The following is an 18,110-nucleotide window of genomic DNA, read 5'->3' on the forward strand; positions in this document are numbered from 1 at the left end:
CCCCGGCTCCCTCCTCCACTGGACCCGCACCATGATCGAAATCCGCCAACGCCACCCCGTCTTCGGCGTCGGCACCTACGTCGAACTCTCCGCCTCCAACCCCTCCGTCCTCGCCTTCACCCGCGAGATCACCGAGGACGAGAGCCCATGGGGCGAGATGGACGCGGTCCTGTGCGTCAGCAACCTGTCGCGGTTCCCCCAGCCGGTCGAACTCGACCTGCGCCGGTTCGAGGGCTACTCCCCCGTCGAGTGCATGGGCGGCGTCCAGTTCCCCGCCATCGGCGAACTCCCGTACCTGATGACCCTGCCCGGCCACGGCTTCTACTGGTTCCAACTGGTCCCCCCGGACGATGACGGCAGGGACGCGGGCGCGCACGCGGAAAGGACCGCCTGACCGTGCTGCCGCCCGAGCCGTCCCTCATCGGAGATCTCGCGGCGTGGTTGCCGAGGCAGCGATGGTTCGGCGGCAAGGACGGCCCCATCGAGGACCTCACCATCGGCACCGCCACCCAACTGCGCACCGGCGACCCCGGCCTGCACCACCTCGTCCTCGACGTCCACCAGAACGGCGCCACCGACCACTACCAGCTTCTCCTCGGCACCCGCCGCCACCTGCCCGACCGGCTCCGCCACGCCGAGATCGGCGGAGCGGCGGGCGACGCACACGGAACGCGCCTCTACGACGCCGCCCACGACCCGGACCTCACCCGGACGCTGCTGGACTGCCTGGTCGCGGGCGCGTCCGTCGGCCCGCTGCGGTTCCACCGCGTGGACGGCGCCGCGATCCGGACGGACCTGACGAGCCTGCCGATCACCACCGAGCAGAGCAACACCTCGCTGCTGTTCGGCGACGCCCACATCTGCAAGCTGTTCCGGCGGCTCGGCCACGGCGTCAACCTCGACCTGGAGGTCAACCTCGCGCTGACCCGCGCCGGCTGCGCGCACGTCCCGGCCGTCCTCGGCTGGATCGAGCTGGACCCCGGGCCCGTTCCCGGCGCCCCGGTGACGCTCGCCCTCCTGTCGGACTACCTGCACACCGGCGCGGACGGCTGGAGCCTCGCCATCGCGAGCGTGCGGGACTGGTTCGCGCACACGCCGCCGCGCGACGCCGGTTGGGCGGGCGAGTGGGCGGAACTGGACGCCAGTCTCGCCGGCGGCGACTTCGCGGCCGAGTCGGAACGGCTCGGCGCGGCGACCGCCGAGGTGCACCGGTCGCTCGCCGACGCGTTCGGGGTGACGGTACTGCCGGAGGCGGAGGTGCGGGCGATGGCGGCGCGGATGAACGCCGAGTTGACCGTCACGTGCCGCGCGGTGCCCGGCCTGGCCCCGCACGCGAAGGCGCTCACCGGCGCGTTCCTCGACCTGGCGGCGTGGGCGCGGCCGCTTCCCGTGCAGCGCGTCCACGGCGACTACCACCTCGGCCAGGTGCTGCGCACCGAGAGCGGCTGGACGCTACTGGACTTCGAGGGCGAGCCCGCGCGGACGCAGCACGAGCGCCGGGCCCTCGCGCATCCGCTGCGGGACGTCGCCGGAATGCTGCGCTCGTTCGAGTACGCGGCCCGGTACCTCATCGCCAAGCCGGGGACGATGCCGCCGGGACCCACCGGACGGTCGCAGACCCGCGCGCACGTGTGGGCGGCACGGAACCGGGCCGCGTTCTGTCGCGGCTACGCGGCGGCGGGCGGCCCCGATCCGGCGGCGCACTCGGTGCTCCTGCGCGCCCTCGAATTCGAGAAGGCGGTCTACGAGGTGCGGTACGAGGCGCGGAACCGTCCGGCCTGGCTGCCTGTTCCGTTGAAGTCGCTGGCCCATCTGACCGCATGATCAAGATCCGCAAAGGCCGGTGCTAATTCCGCGCCATGATCACGCAAAATCGGTGAGCTCACCAAAATCGTGTCGCGTTCGACGGGTACGCGAACTCTCGGCAGGGAGATCACCCGCCGGGACGATGCGACGACGAGGCCCCGGACAATGGGGGAACGGAGAGCACACGAATGTCCATCGCATGCGGATCACGCGGAGCCGACGCCCGGAGCGGAGCCGAGAACGGCTCGTTCCCGGGCCATGCCGCCCTTGCCCGGGCCGCCATTCGAAATAGGAGGATGCTCCGAACGGCCGTCACCGTGACGGCGACGGGGCTCGCGCTGGCGGTTCCGCTGGGCTCGCAGGCGCTGGCCGCGATCAATCCCACGGTGCTGAAGAGCCTGCATCTCGACTCGGCGACGCGGAAGAGGGTCCAGGCGTACGACAAGTACCGGACGCGTGAGGCGACGCAGCGGGACCGCGCGGACCAGGCCCTGTCGTTCGCCCGCAAGCAGCTCGGCAAGCCGTACCGGTGGGGCGCCGTGGGGCCGAAGCGCTACGACTGCTCCGGCCTCGCGATGACCGCGTGGCGGAAGGCGGGCGTCAAGATCCCCCGCGTCACCTACGCGCAGTACCGGAAGGTGAAGCGCAAGGTGCGGCTGAAGGACCTCAAGCCCGGCGACCTCATCTTCTTCCGCGGCCGCAGCCATGTCGGACTCTATGTCGGGCACGGGCGATTCCTGCACGCGCCGCACACCGGCGCGAAGGTCCGGATCGACAAACTCGGCGGGCGGCGGAAGGGGCAGTTCGCGGGCGCGGTGCGTCCGGGCGCACCCGCCTACAAGGAATGGTCGCCCTCGGTGAAGGAACTCCTGGAGAAGATCGACAGAATGAGCTCGCAGAAACGCGCGGACCTTAAACCGCCAGATAATCGGCGGACCCCCGACATTCCGCAACTAGAGCATTCAATTCCCAAGAAATCCGACAAACTCCCCGCTAACACCCCCGACCGTGCCCCCACGAACTCCACCGCTCGGCCACCGGGTGGCGACGCGTCTCCGGACGGGTCCAGGCCCGAACCCCGGCCGCGCTACGAGCCGGAGCGCGCCTGGCCGGACTCTCCCGGGCCGGAGCCGCGTTCCTCGGCGACCGACACCGAGCCGGCCGACGAGGTGACCGCGCCGGACCACGAGTCGGAGGACTGACGGCCGGCGCCACCGATCGTCCGCACCGGCACACCACCGGCCGGAACTCCACCGGCCGGAACACCGCCTGTCATGAACACCGCCTGTCATGAACGCCGCCCGTCATGAACGCCGTGGGTCCCCGCACCCGCGTTCGTGGCGGGCGGCGCGGTGTCAGCCGTTCTCCGGCGCGGCCCCGAGAACCTGACCGACGATCTGCGCGTACATGCGTTCCGGGTTCGGTGTGGACGCCGGTTCCAGGAACCCCGGGAGCAGCGGCAGTTCACCGGTGAACGGGCGGACCCGCGCGTACAGCGCCGGCGCGTCCGGCGGGCGGTTCTCCGGTTTCTTCTCCAGCAGGTCCTGGAGGAGGGCGTTCAGTTCGGCGGGCACGCCGGGCACGGACGGCGGCCGCTCCCGGACGTGCTTGTCGAACACCGCGTACGCCGTCGGGCCCGCGAACAGCTGCCGTCCGGTGAGCATCTCGTGCAGCACGCAGCCGAGCGCGTACAGGTCGCTCCGCGGGCCCGCGACGCCCCGCTCGATCTGCTCCGGCGCCATGTACGCGGGCGTCCCGAGGATCTGCCCGTGCCGGGTGAAGTGCGCGACGTCGGCGTCACCGAGGACGGCGAGCCCGAAGTCGAGGACCTTGACGCCGCCGTCGGGCCCCAGCATCAGGTTGGTCGGCTTGAGGTCGCGGTGGCGGATCGACAGGGCGTGCGCGGCCGTCAGCACCGCCGCGGCCTGCGCGATGATCCCGGCGGCCCACGGCACCGGGACGGGCCCGTGCTCGGCGATCAGATCGGCGACGGTGACGCCGTCGATGAACTGCATGACCTGGTAGAGCCGCTGCTCGAACGCGCCGAAGTCGTACAGGGTGGGCGCGCCGGTGTGCTCCAGCCGGGCGAGGATGCGGGCCTCCCGGATGAACCGCCGCTCCAGCTCGTCGTCCGCGCCGCCGCCGGGCAGCTCCAGGAACTTCACCGCGACGCGGCGGCCGAGGCGCGTGTCGTGGGCGGCGTAGACGGAGCCCATCCCGCCGCGGCCGAGAGGGAGCTCGTCGAGCTCATACCTGTCGGCGATGAGCATGGTCCTCCCGTAAGTCATCGGCGAGGACGGAGATGGCCGTCCAGCAGCCCGTCGAAGCTTAGCCCGACCAGCGTCTCCCCAAGGGACGACATGTCACGCAATGTCGCGGTCAGCCGGGCGAGTTCCTCGAAGGCCCGGCCGTAGTCGCGTTGCCGTTCGAGGGAGAGGCGGGGGATGCGGGCGCGGCGCAGGTCCATGCGGCTCGATCCGGCGCCGGTCCGGGTGTGGGCGAAGGTCAGGAATCCGGCGAGGAACCGCGGGTCGAGCCGCTCCGGATCCGGCCGGTAGTGCGTGAGGTGGGGGCCGAGCGCGGCGCCGGCGGACGTGACGACCCGCGCCGACCCCGCGGCGGTGGCGACGACGTCGCCGGGCTCCAGCATGATCAGGCCGGGGGCCGCGGCGGTCGTGCCGGACGGGCCGGTCCCGGCGCTCACGTCGTCCACGGTGAGGACCGGAACGTCGCCGCCAGCCGGTAGCCGCGCGGGCCCGTGGCTGATCGCGACGACCCCGGCCCGGGAGAGCTCGGCGAGCGTCGTGACCGGCGGGGGCCTGCGCTCCGCCAGCGGTTCCAGGTCCGGCGGGGCGGGCACGGCGGCGGTCAGCCGGTCCAGGGTCTCGGTGAAGCGGCGCCCGAACGCCTCCTCGCTCTGCCGGGGGCGGTGCCGGGCCGGGGCGACGTCGACCTCGTCGTCCAGCAGGTCGATGACCGGCACGGTGAACTCGCCGTCGGCGCGCCGTTCCCAGGCGCGTCCGGCCAGTTCCAGGTCTCCCTCGGCGTCCAGCAGCAGGACGGTGGCGGGTGGCGGCCGACCGGGTTCGGGCCGCCGCAGCAGCCACAGGTCGGGACCGCCCGCCGCCAGCGTGATCACGGCCCGGAGCGCGCCCGCCCGCAGCAGGTTGCCGCGGATGCGGCGGCCTGGACGCCGGGACGCGACCGCCGAGGGCATCAGCACCGCGGCGCGGCCGCCCGGCCGCAGGTGCGCGAGACAGTGCTGGGCCCAGGCGAGTTCGGGTTCGCCGCGCGGCGGCAGCCCGTACTCCCAGCGCGGGTCACCGGCGAGTTCCCCGTGTCCCCACGCGCGGTCGCCGAACGGCGGGTTGCAGAGCACCGCGTCGGCGTGCGCGCCGGGGAACGCGTCGCGGCGGAGCGAGTCGCCCGCGGCGATCTCGGCGGGCGTCCCGGCGAGCAGCAGCCTGACCTCGGCGATCAGGGCGGCGGGGGCGCTGCCGTCCTGGCCGAGGGCCGAACGCGGGTCCGGGGCCGCCCGCAGCAGCGTTCCGAGCCCGCACGCCGGGTCGAGGACGGTGTCGCCGTCCCGGCACACGAGCCGGGCCATCAGCCGCGCCACGTCCTCGCGCGTGACGTCCAGCCGCCGCGAGTGCGCCTGGACGTAGCGGCGGACGAGCAGGTCGAAAGCGTCGGCGTGGCCGCGTTCGGCGGCGAGCTCGGCCAGCAGCGCGGGCAGCTCGGCGTCGGCCGGTTCGACCGGCGGGCGCGCCCGTCGCCTCCCGGACGGCACGGCGGTGTCGCCGCGCAGTTCGAGCAGCCGCACCCCGGCCCAGCCGACGAGGTCGGCGAGCTGGAAGTCGTCGCCGGACGCGCGCAACCGCTGCCACACCCGGTCGGCGAGGGACACCTCGAACGGCTTGCCGTTGCGGCGCAGCCAGTCCTCGACGTCGGCGAGGGAGAACAGCGGGCTGGTCGCCGTCCCGCCCACCGGTGCCGGGAAGTCTGCGTGGCGGCGGCGCCAGTTGCTGACCGTGGCGCGGCCGACGCCCGCCAGCCGGGCGATGTCGCCCGCGGTCACCCCCGGATCGCCGGTCATGCCGTCACCATACTTGATCTTCGCAACGTCGATCGACACGAGGAACGACCGTGAACAGCGTCAATGCGTTCGGCGCAGGCGGCGGCCGAACCTGGCGATCCGGCCCGCCCCGTCCTGTGCCGCCGCGCCGACGAGCAACGGTTCCGGCGCCGGTCCGGGCGCGGGTTCGGCGCCGGCGACGTCCGCGACGACGCAGGTGATGTTGTCCTGCCCGCCGGCGCCGTTGGCGAGGCCGATGAGGCTCGCGACGCCGTCCGCGGGACGGGCGGCGTCCGCCAACGCGTCCCGGATCGCCTCCGGCGTGAGGAATCCCGAGACGCCGTCGGAGCACAGCAGGTAGCGGTCACCGGGCAGGGCGTCGTGCCAGAACAGGTCGGGCTGGGCGCTGCCACCGCTCTGCAACGCCCTGACCAGCATCGATCCTTTCGGATGGCGGGCCGCCTCGGCACGAGTCAGTTGCCCGCCGTCGACGAGCGACTGCACCATCGTGTGGTCGCGCGTGAGCTGGAACAGGTCACCGCCGCGCAGCACGTAGGCGCGGGAGTCGCCGATGTGCGCGACCGCGAAGCGGCGCCCCGGCTCGTCCCAGGCCAGCGCGGTCAGCGTGGTGCCCATCCCCGCCAGGTCCGGGTTCTGCCGGGCGAGGGCGTCCAGGCGCGCGGCGACCTCGGTGACCCCGGCCGAGAGCACGGCGACCAGGTCGCCGCTGAGCGGCAGCCCGGCGAGGGTCGCGACGGCCGTCCTGCTGGCCACGTCGCCGTGCGGGTGACCGCCCATCCCGTCGGCGACCGCGAGCAGTCGCGGACCGGCGAGCGCCGAGTCCTCGTTCACCCGCCGACGGCGGCCGATGTCCGATCCGGCGGCGATCCGAAGCACGTGGTGAGCCATGCATATAAGAGAAGCACACAAAAACTGAGTTCACAAGCATTTTGTTCGACTTCTTGGCTTGCAGGCTCTGGCCAGGCGTGGCCATACCTGCGTCTCTGCCCACGTTTTGCACGCGGAGCAACGGACGAAACGCCTGGATCGTGCTAACTTCAGAATCGAAAACCGTTTTCATTTTCGAGGAGCCCTCATGTCCTCACTTCTGCGTATCCGGGTGCTCGGCGCGGGCGCCGTCCTCGGCGTGGCCGCGCTGGCGCTCGGCGGCTGCGGGTCGTCCTCGGGCGCCGAGCCGGAGCGCGGCGACCGCGTCTCCGTCGTGGCCTCGACGAACGTGTACGGCGACATCGCGCGCCGGATCGGCGGCGACCGGGTGGACGTGACGTCGTTCATCACCGATCCCGCGCAGGACCCGCACTCCTTCGAGGCGGGGACGCGCAGCAGGCTCGCGCTCGCCAAGGCCAGGGTCGTGATCCAGAACGGCGGCGGCTACGACGACTTCGTCGGCACGCTGCTCAAGGGCGCCGGGTCCAAGGCCGAGGTGCTGGACGTGGTCCGGATCGCCGGGAAGACCGCGCCGGCGGGCGAAGAGCCGAACGAGCACGTCTGGTACGACCTGCCGACGGTCGCGCGCCTCGCCGACCGGATCTCCGCCGCGCTCGCCGAGGCCGACGCCGGTAACGCGGGAACGTTCAAGGCGAACGCCACCGCGTTCAAGGCGGAACTGTTTACCCTGCAAGGCAAGGTGGCGGCGCTCAGGGCCGCGCACGACGGAGACCGCGTCGCGGTCACCGAGCCGCTGCCGGTCTACCTGCTGGAGGCCGCCGGGCTGCGGAACGAGACGCCGGACGAGTTCAGCGAGGCGGTCGAGGAGGGCGGCGACGTGCCGCCCCGCGCGATGCGGGACACCCTCGCGCTGCTCACCGGGAGGAAGGTGGCGGCGCTCGTGTCGAACGCGCAGACCAGCGGGCCGCAGACCGAGCGACTGGAGAAGGCCGCGAAGGACGGCGGCGTGCCCGTCGTGCCGGTCACCGAGACGCTTCCGCCGGGCCGGAACTACGTCTCCTGGATGGACGCCACCATCACCGCGCTGGGGAAGGCGCTGTCGTGATCTCCCTCCGCGACGCCGTCCTGTCCTACGGGGACCGGACGCTGTGGCGCCTCGACCTCGACGTCGAGGCGGGCGAGTTCCTGGTCGTGGTCGGGTCGAACGGGTCGGGGAAGACGAGCCTGCTGAAGGTGCTGCTCGGGCTGCGGCGACTCTCCTCCGGCACGGTCACCGTGAACGGGCGCCCGCCGCGGCGCGGGAGCGACATCGTCGGTTACGTCCCGCAGCATCGGGCCGTCGTCCCGCACACCCCGCTGCGGGCACGTGACCTGGTGCGGCTCGGCATCGACGGGCATCGGTGGGGCCTGCCCCTACCACGTTCGCGGCCGCGTTCAGGGGCGCGCCACCGCGTCGAGGCCGTCCTGCGGGACGTCGGCGCCGAGACGTTCGCGGACGTCCCGCTCGACCTGTTGTCCGGCGGGGAGCTGCAACGGGTGCGGGTCGCGCAGGCGCTGGCGACCGATCCGCGCCTCCTGCTGTGCGACGAGCCGCTGCTGTCGCTGGACGCCGAGCACCAGCGGATCGTCGCCGAGCTGGTCGACCGGCGGCGGCGCGAGCACGGCACGACCGTCGTGTTCGTCACCCATGAGCTCGATCCCGTGCTGCCGCTGGCCGACCGGGTCCTGGACGTCGGCGCGGCGGTCGTGTCATGAACTGGCACGAGATCATCAACTTCGAGGACTACGGGGCGCTGCTCGCGCTCGTGCAGAACTCGATCATCGCGGGGGCGGTGCTCGGGCTGGTCGGCGGGCTCGCCGGAACGTTCGTCATCATGCGCGACCTGGCGTTCGCGGTGCACGGCATCAGCGAGCTGTCGTTCGCGGGCGCGGCGGCGGCGCTGCTGTTCGGGGCGAGCGTGGCGGGCGGTTCGATCGCCGGGGCGCTCGTGGCTGCCGCGCTCATCGGGGTGCTCGGCTCCCGCGCTCGCGACCGCGGTTCGGTCATCGGGGTGCTGATGCCGTTCGGGCTCGGGCTGGGCGTGCTGTTCCTGTCGCTCTACGAGGGGCGGGCCGCCAACAAGTTCGGCCTCCTCACCGGGCAGATCGTCGCGATCGACACGCCGCGGCTGTCGTGGCTGCTCGCGACGTCGGCGGCCGTGCTGGTGTGCCTGGCGGTCATGTGGCGTCCGCTGTCGTTCGCGAGCCTCGATCCGCATGTGGCGGCGGCGCGTGGCGTGCCCGTGCGGCTGCTGTCGCCCGCCTTCATGCTGGTGCTCGGGCTCGCGGTGGCCGTGTCGGTGCAGGTCGTGGGCGCGTTGCTGGTGCTGGCGCTGATCTGCACCCCGGCCGCGGCGGCCGTGCGGGTGTCGGCGTCACCGGTGGTGGTGCCGCTGCTCAGCGCGGCGCTCGCGACGGTGTCGGTGGTCGGCGGGATCCTGCTGTCGGTCGGGTCCAGCATCCCCGTCAGCCCGTACGTGACGACGATCTCGTTCACCCTGTACGGGGTGTGCCGCGCGGTGGGCGCCGTCCGGAAGCGGCGCGGCTGGACGACCCGGCGCCCGTCGCCGCGGCTCGACACCGTGCGCTCACCCGGGGCCCTCTGATCGCACGTCAGGACGTTGCCATTCGCTTACCGGGTCATGAGCATCCCCACCGGACAAGAGGGCATTATCACGGCGCTTGCGACTTTCGGGGCGATTGGGAGGGACGCGATGTGGGATTTCGCGGGCCGTGACACCGCCATCGACCTGGGCGGCTCCACGGTGCGGATGCATGTGAGGGACCGCGGGGTCGTGTGCAGAGAACCGTCGCTCCTCGCCCGCTGCCGCCGCACCGGACGCATCCTCGCGCTCGGCCGCCCGGCGCGGGAGATGGCGGGACGCAACCCGGACGTCACCCTCGTCCGGCCGATCCGCGATGGCGCGCCGACCGAGACCGACGAGGCCGAGTACCTGATGCGGCATCTCGTCCGCAAGCATCACCGGCGCCGGTACACGGCCCGTCCACGGCTGGTCATGACCGTGCCGAGCGGCATGAACACCGTCCACTACCGGGCGTTGCAGTTCTCCGCGTACCAGGCGGGCGCGCGGCGCCTCACGCTGGTGCCGACGCCGATCGCCGCCGCCATCGGGATGGGGCTGACCTCGTCGGCGCGGCCCGAGGTGACCGTCATCGCCGACATCGGCGCCGACCTCACCGACATCGGCGTCATCGCGTTCGGCGGGCTCGTCACGTCCCACACCGCGCACATCGGCGGATCGGCGCTGGACCGCGCGATCGTCGCGCTGGTGCGGCGCGAGCAGCGCACGGCCATCTCGCCGGCGGCGGCGGAGGCCGCGAAACTGGAGGTCGGAGCGGTGCCGCCGCTCGGGCGGCGCCCGGTGCGGCAGACCGTGGTGCACGGTCGCGACGTCACCACCGGGATGCCGCGCGAGATCGTCCTCACCACGGTGGACGTCGGCCGGGCCATCGCCGGTCCCGTCGCCGAGATCGTCGACGCCGTGCACGCCGGGCTGTCGGGCTGTTCTCCGGAGATCTCCGGTGATCTGCTGAGCGTCGGCGTCACCCTCACCGGCGGGACCGCCCGGCTGCCCGGCCTGGAACGGCTGATCCAGGACAGGACGGGCCTGGCCGCGCGGATCGGGGACGAGACCGGCGACGCGGCCGTGCTCGGCGCCGGAGAGGTGCTGCGGTCGGCCGGCTCGCCGGAACCGTCCGCCCGGGAGAGCTCTCCGCGACCGCATCTGGTGACGTCCGTCCCCGAGTTCGAGTACTGACCCGACGGTTAGACTTCCGGGTTCATGAGCGACGCACCCGACCACGACGGTCCCGGAAGTCCGCGCCTGGAAGAGGTGTCCGAGGGGGTGTTCGCCTACGTCCAGCCGGACGGCACCTGGTGGATCAACAACACCGGTTTCCTCGTCGGCTCGCGGGGCGTGACCAGCGTGGACTCCTGCTCCACCGAACGCCGGACCCGCGCGTACCTGGAGACGATCCGGTCGGTGACGGACCGGCCCGTCCGGACGCTGGTCAACACCCACCACCACGGCGACCACACGTACGGCAACTACCTGTTCTCCGGCGCGACCGTCGTCGGGCACGAGGAGACACGGGCCGCCGCGCTCGCGTGGGGCAAACCGTTCGACAACCCGTTCTGGACGAAGGTCGACTGGGGCGACGTCGAGATCGAGCCGCCGTTCCTCACCTACACCGACGCCGTGACGCTGTGGGTGGACGACCTGCGGTGCGAGGTCCGGCATGTGGGGACGGCCGCGCACACCACCAACGACTCGATCGTGTGGATCCCGGACCGTCGGGTGCTGTTCTGCGGTGACCTGCTGTTCAACGGCGGCACGCCGTTCCTCCTCCAGGGTTCGGTGTTGGGCGCGCTGCGGGTGCTTGAGGAGGTCGTCGCGCCGCTGGACGCGGAGGTGATCGTCCCGGGGCACGGCCCGGTGGCCGGCCCCGAGCTGATCGACCGCGTCGCCGCCTACATCCGGTTCGTGCAGACCACGGCGGAGGCGGGGAAGGCGGCCGGGCTGGCGCCGCTGGAGGCCGCCCGGGAGGCCGACCTCGGCCCGTTCGCGGAGCTGACCGACGCCGAACGGCTCGTCGGGAACCTGCACCGCGCCTACGCCGAGCTGGACGGCGCCGAGCCCGGCGCCCGGATCGACCAGGTGGCGGCGCTCAACGAGATGATCGAGTTCAACGGGGGTCGCCCGCTGACCTGCCGGGCCTGAGTTCAGCGCAGCTCGGCCGTGGTGATGAGGCGGACGCAGGCGGTGGCCCACGCCCGCGCGGCGCGGCGCGGGTCGTCGCCGGTGAGCGCGTCGGCGAACGCGGCGAGCGTCCCGGCGGCGGCGCGCAGCCCGGCGCGTTCGAGGTCCCGTCCGGCGCGGGCGATCCGGTCCCGCGGGCCCGGGGTCATGTGGGCGAGGCCGCGGTGCGCGGCCTCGGCGCAGGCGTCGAGCGCCTCGTCCAGGACGTGTCCGAGCGGGTCGGGATCGTCCCCGGCCGGGCCGCCCAGCGCGGCGGTCCCGTCACCGGGCTCCAGGTCGGGCACGACGACGCCGTCCGGGGTCTTGACCGCGAAGGGGTCGATGACCAGCCCGCCGCGGTCCCGGCGGACGGCGCCGGCGACGAGGCGCGGACCGGCGGACAACGCCTCGGCGAGCGCGTCCAGCGCGGCCGGGCGGTGCGGGCCGTAGTCCGCGGACACGACGGCCGTGGCGCCCGCCCCGTCGGCGACGCGCGCCTCCAGCCGCTGCGCGCCGGGCCGGTAGCCGACGTCGCGCACCTCGGCGATCTCGACGACCCGGACCAGCTCGGCCTCGACGCGCGGGCGGACGAGCCGGGGCGGCAGCGCGTCCAGGGCGCGTCCCTCCGCCGCGTAGTCGCGGACGAGGAGCCGGGCGGGCAGGGCCTCCCAGGCGTCGCCGAGCGGGGTGACCGTCGTCCTCGCGACCCGGCCGGCGGCGACCCGGACGACCCGTCCCGCGGTGCGGGTCGCGGTCTCCGACACGACGTTGCCGGCGGCGAGGGCGCGCAGGGACGCGCCGAGGATCCGGCGCCCGGCGAGGTCGGCGCCGGTCAGCCGCGTCTCGTCCGGGACGTCCCAGCGGCGTTTCAGCACCAGCACGATTCCGGTGCCGGTGTGCGCGAAGTAGACGTCGGCGGTGCGGGTGTCGCCGGTGCCCGCGACCCGGCAGCCGAGCCCGGCGAGGCGGACGCGGCGCAGCGGGGTCTCCGCCGCCTCGTCGGTGCCGAGGACCTGCGATCGACGACCTTCGACACCGTCCGGCACCGGTAGGGAGGCGCGATGCCGGGCGTGGACCTCGGCGAGGAGTTCCGCGATGCGCCGAGGGTCGTGGTCGGCGCGGCGGTCGTGGTGCGCGGTGAGCTGCGCGGCGAGGTCGGTCAGCGCGGCGGCGGGCCAGTGCAGCCCGCGCGCCGCCAGGTCGGCGGCGGCGCTTCCCAGCGCGGCGACCAGCACCGGGCCCGCGTGCGCGGCGCCGTCGAGGAGGACCTGGTCGGCCAACTCCAGCGCGGCGTCGAGCCCGTCGCCGCCTCCGGCCCTTCCGGGCCCGCCGCCCACGTCCAGGCGGACTTCGTCGCCGGTCAGGCCGCGCTCGTCGGCGGCTCGGAACGCCCAGACGGCCAGCACCGCGACCTCGCCGCGCAGCACGGCGGCGGCGTCGGTGTGGACGTAGCCCAGTTCGCTCGGCACGAGGAACCGGACGGTGCAGGCCGACAGCTCCACCTCCGGCACCGGGTCGTCGGCGGTGGGGCGGCGGACGACGGCGGAGTACCCGGCGCGGAACGTGCGGCGGGCCGCGCTGACGGCGCGCTGCCCGAGGACACGGACGAGCGCGTCGTCGTCGAAGGCGCCCGGCGACCAGTCGACCGCGGGCTCCGGGGCCGGTTCGCCGTCGGCGTGCCGCTGGTAGGCGAGGACGAGGCAGATCTGGTGACGGCAGGTCCCCGTCGCCGCGCAGGAGCAGGTCGCGGCGTCCAGCCCCGCCCCGGCCGGGAGGGAGGTCGCCGCGCCGTCCGGGTAGGTCCCCTCGACGGTGCCGTCCGGCGACACGGTGATCTCGGGGCCGTTCCCGGCGTCGAGGTCCTTGGCGGCGCGCTTGACCAGGCCGCGGTTGGCGAGCGCCGCCAGCGCGTCTGGCGTGAGCGAGACCAGGTCGGCGCGCGTCACCGGCCGATCCTCTCCGCGACGAACTCGGCGAGCCGCCCCGGCGTCATCGCGCCGACGTGCGCGCCGACGTCGGCGAGGAGTCGCGCCGTCTCCCGGTCGTAGGACGGGTCGGCGTCCTCGTCCAGCGCGGCGAGCCCCAGCACGTGCGTGCCCTGCTGGACGAGCCGCCTCACCTCCTCGACGAGCCGGCGCACGTCCCCGCCCTCGTAGAAGTCGGTGATGACCGCGACGATGGACCGGCGCGGGTTCTCCACCAGCCCCGCCCCGTACGCGACGGCCCGCGCGATGTCGGTGCCGCCGCCGAGCTGCACCTTCATCAGCAGCTCGGCGGGGTCGGTGACGTCGGACGTCAGGTCCACCACGGACGTGTCGAACGCGACGAGGTGCGTCTTGAGGCCCGGCAGCCCCCACAGGCACGCGGCCGTGACGGCGGAGTGGACCACCGACCCGAGCATCGACCCGGACTGGTCCACCAGCAGGACGAGCTGCCACTGCTCGACGTGCCGCCGCGTCCGGGACACGAACTTCGGGCTCTCGATGTAGAGGCGGCGCTCGTCCGGCCGGTAGTGCGCGAGGTTGGCGCGGATCGTCCGGTGGAAGTCGAAGTTACGGGAGTTCTTCATCCGGCTGGGCCGCCGCGACCGGGTGCCGTGGAACGTGCGCCGCACCTCGGTCGCGAGCCGTTCCATCAGCTGCCGGACGACGGCCTCGACGATCCGCCGGGCGAGCGCGAGGACCTCCGGGTCCATCAGGTGCTTGGTGCGCAGCACGGCGCGCAGCAGCGTCTCGTCGGGCTCGACGCGCTCCAGTACTGCGGGGTCGGTGACGATGTCGTGGATCTCGTAGCGTTCGACGGCGTCGCGTTCCAACCGCTCGATGGTCTCCTTCGGAAACAGCCGGTGGACGGCGTCGAGCCAGTCGACGGTCGTGAGCCGGGACGGCCCGTTCCCGCCGGTGCGGTCGCCTGCGGGATCGTCGCCGTGGAGACCGCCTCCGCCGGGGCCGCGCCGGACGCCGCGCCGGGCCAGGTCGGGGTCGCGCCCGTAGAGCCAGTCGAGCGCGGCGTCCCGTTCGGCGGCCGTGCCGGCGAGCGGGCCCGTGCGCGCTTCGGCGGGCGCGCCGAGGACGAGCCGCCACCGTTCCAGGTCGGGTGGGATCACGAGGTGGCCTCCAGTCCCGCGGCGTGAAGCGCGCGGTCGACGCGCGCCTCCAGGGCCCGCGCCTCCGCGATCAGCAGCGGCGGGCCGTCCGTCCGGAGCAGCGCCCGGGGCGAGCCGCGCGTCCCGCGCCGTTCCAGCAGGCCGAGCGCGATCGTCTCGCGCTCCCGGGGCGGGAAGAACTCGAACGCCTGCCGCAGCGCGGGCAGCGCGACGAGGAAGTCGTCGTCGCCCATGCCGCCGACCAGGTCGTCGAGGACGCCGAGGATCGCCGTCGCCGGGTCGAGGACCTCCTGACGGGCGAGCGCGAACAGCCCGGCGAGCCAGTCCCCGAACGTCTCCGGGCCCGCCGCGCCGCGCACCGCCCGCACCGGGTCGGCGGTGTCGCCGAGGGCCCGGCCGAGGCCGAACGCGGCACCGCGCAGGTCGGGCGGGACGTCGGTGCGGGCGGCGACGCGGCGGGCGACGCCGAGCGCGGCGTCCCGGTCCAGGCCCAGTGGACCGGAGGCGTGCACGAGCGCGTCCCGGGCGGCGGCGACCGCGCGCAGGCGGCCGAGGTCGGCCGGGCCCGGCCCGCCGCGGACGCCCTCGACCAGCCAGAGGACGCGGTCGACTCCTTCGGCGACGACCGTCCCGAGCAGGGGGCTGCGGGCCGTGCCGAGGACGCGGTCGTGCCGCCACAGCCCGAGCGCGACCTCCAGCACGGCCCCGAGCGCGGCGAGGTCGGACGCGCCAGCGATCCCGGCGGCGATCGACTCGGCGATCCGCCCGGACTGGTCCGCGCAGCCGCACAGCGCCGCGTCGAAAAGGACGTCGGCGAGCCCGCCCATGTCGCGTCCGGCCGAGGTCATGCGCTCGTCGAGGACGGCGGCCGCGGCGGCGGCGAGCGTCGGCCCGTAGGCGCCCGCCTCGATGAGCGCGGACATCCGGCGCCCGCCGTCGTCGGAGACGTCCACGACCCAGCGTTCCTCCAGCACCGGATCGGCGCCGGTGGCGGGCCCGGAGCGGCGCTCCACACCGGGAATCGCCAGCACGCGCATCCGGTGCAGTGCCCGGCTGCGCTCCAACCCTCGCGGAGTCGTCAACGTGAGCGCGACCGGCCCGCCCCGGTCGAGGCCGAGTCGCTCCAGCTCGGCGGTGGCGTCGTGGACGAGCGGCGGGGCCGGGGTGTCGCGGTGGAGCCGCCCGACCCGCGTCCCGCCCAGGGCGGCGACCATCTCCACGACCGCCGGATGCGCGCCCGGTGCCAGCCGGCCCCAGGACGTCCACGGCAGCCGCTGGTCGAGGTCGTCGTTCACCAGCGCGGACACCAGCCCGTCCAGCAGGTCGGTCCGGGCGGGCGCCCGGTGCCCGCGCAGCCGCGTCAGCCCGTCGGTGAGCGTGCGCGCGGCGATCAGGTCGGCGGTCGACACGACCTGCCGGCGCTCGCGTAGCCGCGCCACGACCGTCTCGATCAGCGCGGACGCCGCCTCCTCCGGGCCGCCCTCCCAGAGCCGCTGGTAGTACTCGGGCGACGGCATCCCCGACTGGTAGCCGGTGAACGCGTCGAGCCGCCGGAACGAGTACGGGACGAGGAAACTCCCGCCGGTCGAGCCCTCGGGCGGCTCGGGCACGTCCGGCCACACGGTCCCCCCGGACCCGGCGAGCGTTTCGAGCGCGGGCTTGTGGAAGCCTCCCGTCACCACCACGACCGGGCGGTCACCGGCGTCGGCCTCGGCCGCCCGGATCCACCCCGCCATGTACGACTCGCGGGCCGCGTCGTCCTCCCCCGCCTCCGCCTCGCCCCGCAGGAGGCCGAAGTAGGCGTCGAGCCGCCGCGCCGTGTCGTCGGTGTCGATCTCGAAGAGGTGGTCCCAGAGGACGTCGGTGTTGTCGACGGCGAACTCCCGGCAGAGCCGCTCGGCGACCTCGGCGTACCGGAGCTCGGCGTCGGCGTACCGGTTGCCGCGGTCGGCGAACGCCGGATGCCACGCGGGCAGGTCGATGAACCGCGGTTCCGCGCCGGCCGCCCGGCCCTCGGTCAGCGCGACCCATTCCGGCGAGTACGCGCAGAACGGCGTCCAGGAGGCGTGCACCCGCTCCGCGTCCCGGTGGTAGCTGTAGATCGCCACGGGCGGTTCGTGGCCGAGGAGCAGCTCGTCCATCCGCCCGTTGAAGTCGGCGGGCCCCTCGACCAGCACGTACGCGGGGCGCAGCCGCCGGATCGTGTCCCGGACGAGCCGCGCGCACGCCGGGCTGTGGTGCCGGACGCCGACGAACGTGACGGCCATCAGCCGGGCAGCAGTCGCCGGGCGGCGTGCAGGGCGCGCCACTGCTCGCCGTCCCGCCGGGACGCCTGCTGCTCCAGATAGCGCCGCAGCCGGGCGAGGTCCTCGGGACTGTCCTTGGCGGCCGTCCCCGCGAGGCACTCCACGATGTCGGCCGCGCCGCCGGCCTCGCCGCGCAGGAACCATCCCCGAACCCCGATCTGGTGCGCGACCGACACCGCCTCGGCGGTGCTCATGACGGCGGACAGCCGGTCCATGGCCCGTCCGTCCTCGGTCGTGGCGTCGCGCAGCTCCCGGAACGTCGTGACGAGCACTTCGAGGACGTCCCGGCGCGGCGCGACGGCGACGCCGCTGCGCTCCAGCAGCCGCGAGGCCTCCTGCTCCACCAGCTCCAGCTCGGTCGCGAGGTCGCCGATCGGGAACACCGTCTCGAAGTTGAACCGCCGCTTGAGCGCCGCGCTCATCTCGTTGACGCCCCGGTCGCGGGTGTTCGCGGTCGCGATGACGTTGAACCCGTCCCGCGCGAACACCATCGAGTCATCGCCCGTCAGCTCCGGGATCGCCAGGACGCGGTCGGACAGCGGCGACAGCAACGAGTCCTGCACCTCGAGCGGGCACCGGGTGATCTCCTCGAACCGGACGACCTTCCCCTCCGCCATCCCGGTGAGGAGCGGCGCCGGGACGAGCGACCGCGTGGACGGCCCCTCCGACACCAGCAGCGCGTAGTTCCACGAGTACTTGATCTGGTCCTCGGTGGTGGCGGCGCCACCCTGGATCGTCAGCGTGGACGTGCCGCTGACGGCCGCCGCGACCAGTTCCGACAGCAGCGACTTCGCCGTCCCCGGCTCCCCGATGAGCATCAGCCCCCGGCTCGTCGCCAGCGTGACCAGGGCCCGGTCGATGAGCGCGGTGTCGCCGACGAACTTGCGGCGGACGCCGAGCGCGTCGTCACCGGTGATGAACGTTCGCGCGGCCGTCAGGCTCAACGCCCAGCCGGGCGGACGCGGCCCGGTGTCGGCGTCGCGGAGCCGCTCCAACTCGTCGGCGAACCGCACCTCGGCGGGCGGCCGTTGGTACTCGGCGGTGGCGTCGACGCGATGATCACCCATGGCGCTCCACGCTAGAGGAGGACGCCGACAGAGCGCCCCATG

At 74.0% G+C, this 18,110-nt stretch carries 15 protein-coding genes; 8 read left to right on the plus strand and 7 right to left on the minus strand.

The window, feature by feature from the left end; all coding sequences use genetic code 11:
* The 3 genes from D0T12_RS24240 to D0T12_RS24250 form a co-directional block, all read left to right on the plus strand.
* Positions 1-394 (plus strand): alpha-glucosidase C-terminal domain-containing protein (locus D0T12_RS24240; RefSeq protein WP_199487669.1); only part of this gene is annotated, 394 nt, incomplete at its 5' end.
* A 2-nt stretch (positions 395-396) separates the two neighbouring features.
* Complete coding sequence (locus D0T12_RS24245) at positions 397-1,824, plus strand: maltokinase N-terminal cap-like domain-containing protein (RefSeq protein ID WP_117402003.1); 1,428 nt, start codon at positions 397-399, stop codon at positions 1,822-1,824.
* 278 nt (positions 1,825-2,102) lie between these two features.
* Complete coding sequence (locus tag D0T12_RS24250) at positions 2,103-3,008, plus strand: C40 family peptidase (RefSeq protein WP_158581614.1); 906 nt, start codon at positions 2,103-2,105, stop codon at positions 3,006-3,008.
* Between the two features lie 153 nt (positions 3,009-3,161).
* On the opposite strand, the gene D0T12_RS24255 is transcribed toward D0T12_RS24250, so the two are convergent.
* The 3 genes from D0T12_RS24255 to D0T12_RS24265 are packed head-to-tail and all read right to left on the minus strand — an operon-like array spanning position 3,162 to position 6,790.
* Positions 3,162-4,094 (minus strand): serine/threonine-protein kinase, encoded by a 933-nt coding sequence (locus D0T12_RS24255; protein ID WP_233526262.1) that lies wholly within the window; start codon positions 4,092-4,094, stop codon positions 3,162-3,164.
* A complete protein-coding gene (locus D0T12_RS24260; protein ID WP_117402441.1) occupies positions 4,091-5,902 on the minus strand; it encodes an N-6 DNA methylase in 1,812 nt (603 codons plus the stop codon). Before D0T12_RS24260 ends, D0T12_RS24255 begins: the two co-directional genes overlap by 4 nt.
* A gap of 60 nt (positions 5,903-5,962) precedes the next feature.
* Positions 5,963-6,790, minus strand: coding sequence for a PP2C family protein-serine/threonine phosphatase (locus tag D0T12_RS24265; protein WP_117402006.1), 828 nt, complete (start codon positions 6,788-6,790; stop codon positions 5,963-5,965).
* A 187-nt stretch (positions 6,791-6,977) separates the two neighbouring features.
* Here D0T12_RS24265 and D0T12_RS24270 point away from each other — a divergent pair, with 187 nt between their 5' ends.
* The 5 genes from D0T12_RS24270 (at position 6,978) to D0T12_RS24290 (ending at position 11,571) form a co-directional block, all read left to right on the plus strand.
* Complete coding sequence (locus D0T12_RS24270) at positions 6,978-7,895, plus strand: metal ABC transporter solute-binding protein, Zn/Mn family (RefSeq protein ID WP_117402007.1); 918 nt, start codon at positions 6,978-6,980, stop codon at positions 7,893-7,895.
* Positions 7,892-8,545 carry a metal ABC transporter ATP-binding protein gene (locus tag D0T12_RS24275; protein ID WP_117402008.1) on the plus strand — a complete coding sequence of 218 codons (654 nt, stop codon included), beginning with the start codon at positions 7,892-7,894 and terminating at the stop codon, positions 8,543-8,545. The genes D0T12_RS24270 and D0T12_RS24275 overlap by 4 nt, the downstream gene beginning before the upstream one ends.
* Positions 8,542-9,435 carry a metal ABC transporter permease gene (locus tag D0T12_RS24280; protein WP_117402009.1) on the plus strand — a complete coding sequence of 298 codons (894 nt, stop codon included), beginning with the start codon at positions 8,542-8,544 and terminating at the stop codon, positions 9,433-9,435. Before D0T12_RS24275 ends, D0T12_RS24280 begins: the two co-directional genes overlap by 4 nt.
* Positions 9,436-9,543: 108 nt before the next feature.
* Positions 9,544-10,608, plus strand: coding sequence for a rod shape-determining protein (locus tag D0T12_RS24285; RefSeq protein WP_158581615.1), 1,065 nt, complete (start codon positions 9,544-9,546; stop codon positions 10,606-10,608).
* A 24-nt stretch (positions 10,609-10,632) separates the two neighbouring features.
* Positions 10,633-11,571, plus strand: a complete 939-nt coding sequence (locus tag D0T12_RS24290) for an MBL fold metallo-hydrolase (protein ID WP_117402011.1) — start codon at positions 10,633-10,635, stop codon at positions 11,569-11,571.
* A 2-nt stretch (positions 11,572-11,573) separates the two neighbouring features.
* Here the strand turns inward: D0T12_RS24290 and D0T12_RS24295 are convergent, their stop codons facing one another.
* The 4 genes from D0T12_RS24295 to D0T12_RS24310 are packed head-to-tail and all read right to left on the minus strand — an operon-like array spanning position 11,574 to position 18,068.
* The gene (locus tag D0T12_RS24295; protein WP_117402012.1) at positions 11,574-13,535 is read right to left on the minus strand and encodes a hypothetical protein; all 1,962 of its coding nucleotides are present in this window, start codon (positions 13,533-13,535) and stop codon (positions 11,574-11,576) included.
* On the minus strand, positions 13,532-14,695 hold the full coding sequence (locus D0T12_RS24300; protein ID WP_117402013.1) for a VWA domain-containing protein: 1,164 nt from the start codon (positions 14,693-14,695) through the stop codon (positions 13,532-13,534). Before D0T12_RS24300 ends, D0T12_RS24295 begins: the two co-directional genes overlap by 4 nt.
* Positions 14,692-16,962, minus strand: coding sequence for a DUF5682 family protein (locus D0T12_RS24305; protein ID WP_117402014.1), 2,271 nt, complete (start codon positions 16,960-16,962; stop codon positions 14,692-14,694). Before D0T12_RS24305 ends, D0T12_RS24300 begins: the two co-directional genes overlap by 4 nt.
* A complete protein-coding gene (locus tag D0T12_RS24310; RefSeq protein WP_117402015.1) occupies positions 16,962-18,068 on the minus strand; it encodes an AAA family ATPase in 1,107 nt (368 codons plus the stop codon). The genes D0T12_RS24305 and D0T12_RS24310 overlap by 1 nt, the downstream gene beginning before the upstream one ends.
* Positions 18,069-18,110 lie beyond the last annotated feature (42 nt).

Origin of the sequence: Actinomadura spongiicola, from assembly GCF_003432485.1 — a bacterium.
GTDB classification, from domain to species: Bacteria; Actinomycetota; Actinomycetes; order Streptosporangiales; family Streptosporangiaceae; genus Spirillospora; species Spirillospora spongiicola.

Coding starts and splice junctions, on each gene's coding strand:
- D0T12_RS24285 (WP_158581615.1), top strand. CDS start 9,544: ATGTGGGATTTCGCGGGCCGTGACACCGCCATCGACCTGGGCGGCTCC.
- D0T12_RS24280 (WP_117402009.1), top strand. CDS start 8,542: ATGAACTGGCACGAGATCATCAACTTCGAGGACTACGGGGCGCTGCTC.
- D0T12_RS24290 (WP_117402011.1), top strand. CDS start 10,633: ATGAGCGACGCACCCGACCACGACGGTCCCGGAAGTCCGCGCCTGGAA.
- D0T12_RS24310 (WP_117402015.1), bottom strand. CDS start 18,068: ATGGGTGATCATCGCGTCGACGCCACCGCCGAGTACCAACGGCCGCCC.
- D0T12_RS24260 (WP_117402441.1), bottom strand. CDS start 5,902: ATGACCGGCGATCCGGGGGTGACCGCGGGCGACATCGCCCGGCTGGCG.
- D0T12_RS24255 (WP_233526262.1), bottom strand. CDS start 4,094: ATGACTTACGGGAGGACCATGCTCATCGCCGACAGGTATGAGCTCGAC.
- D0T12_RS24270 (WP_117402007.1), top strand. CDS start 6,978: ATGTCCTCACTTCTGCGTATCCGGGTGCTCGGCGCGGGCGCCGTCCTC.
- D0T12_RS24250 (WP_158581614.1), top strand. CDS start 2,103: ATGCTCCGAACGGCCGTCACCGTGACGGCGACGGGGCTCGCGCTGGCG.
- D0T12_RS24305 (WP_117402014.1), bottom strand. CDS start 16,962: ATGGCCGTCACGTTCGTCGGCGTCCGGCACCACAGCCCGGCGTGCGCG.
- D0T12_RS24265 (WP_117402006.1), bottom strand. CDS start 6,790: ATGGCTCACCACGTGCTTCGGATCGCCGCCGGATCGGACATCGGCCGC.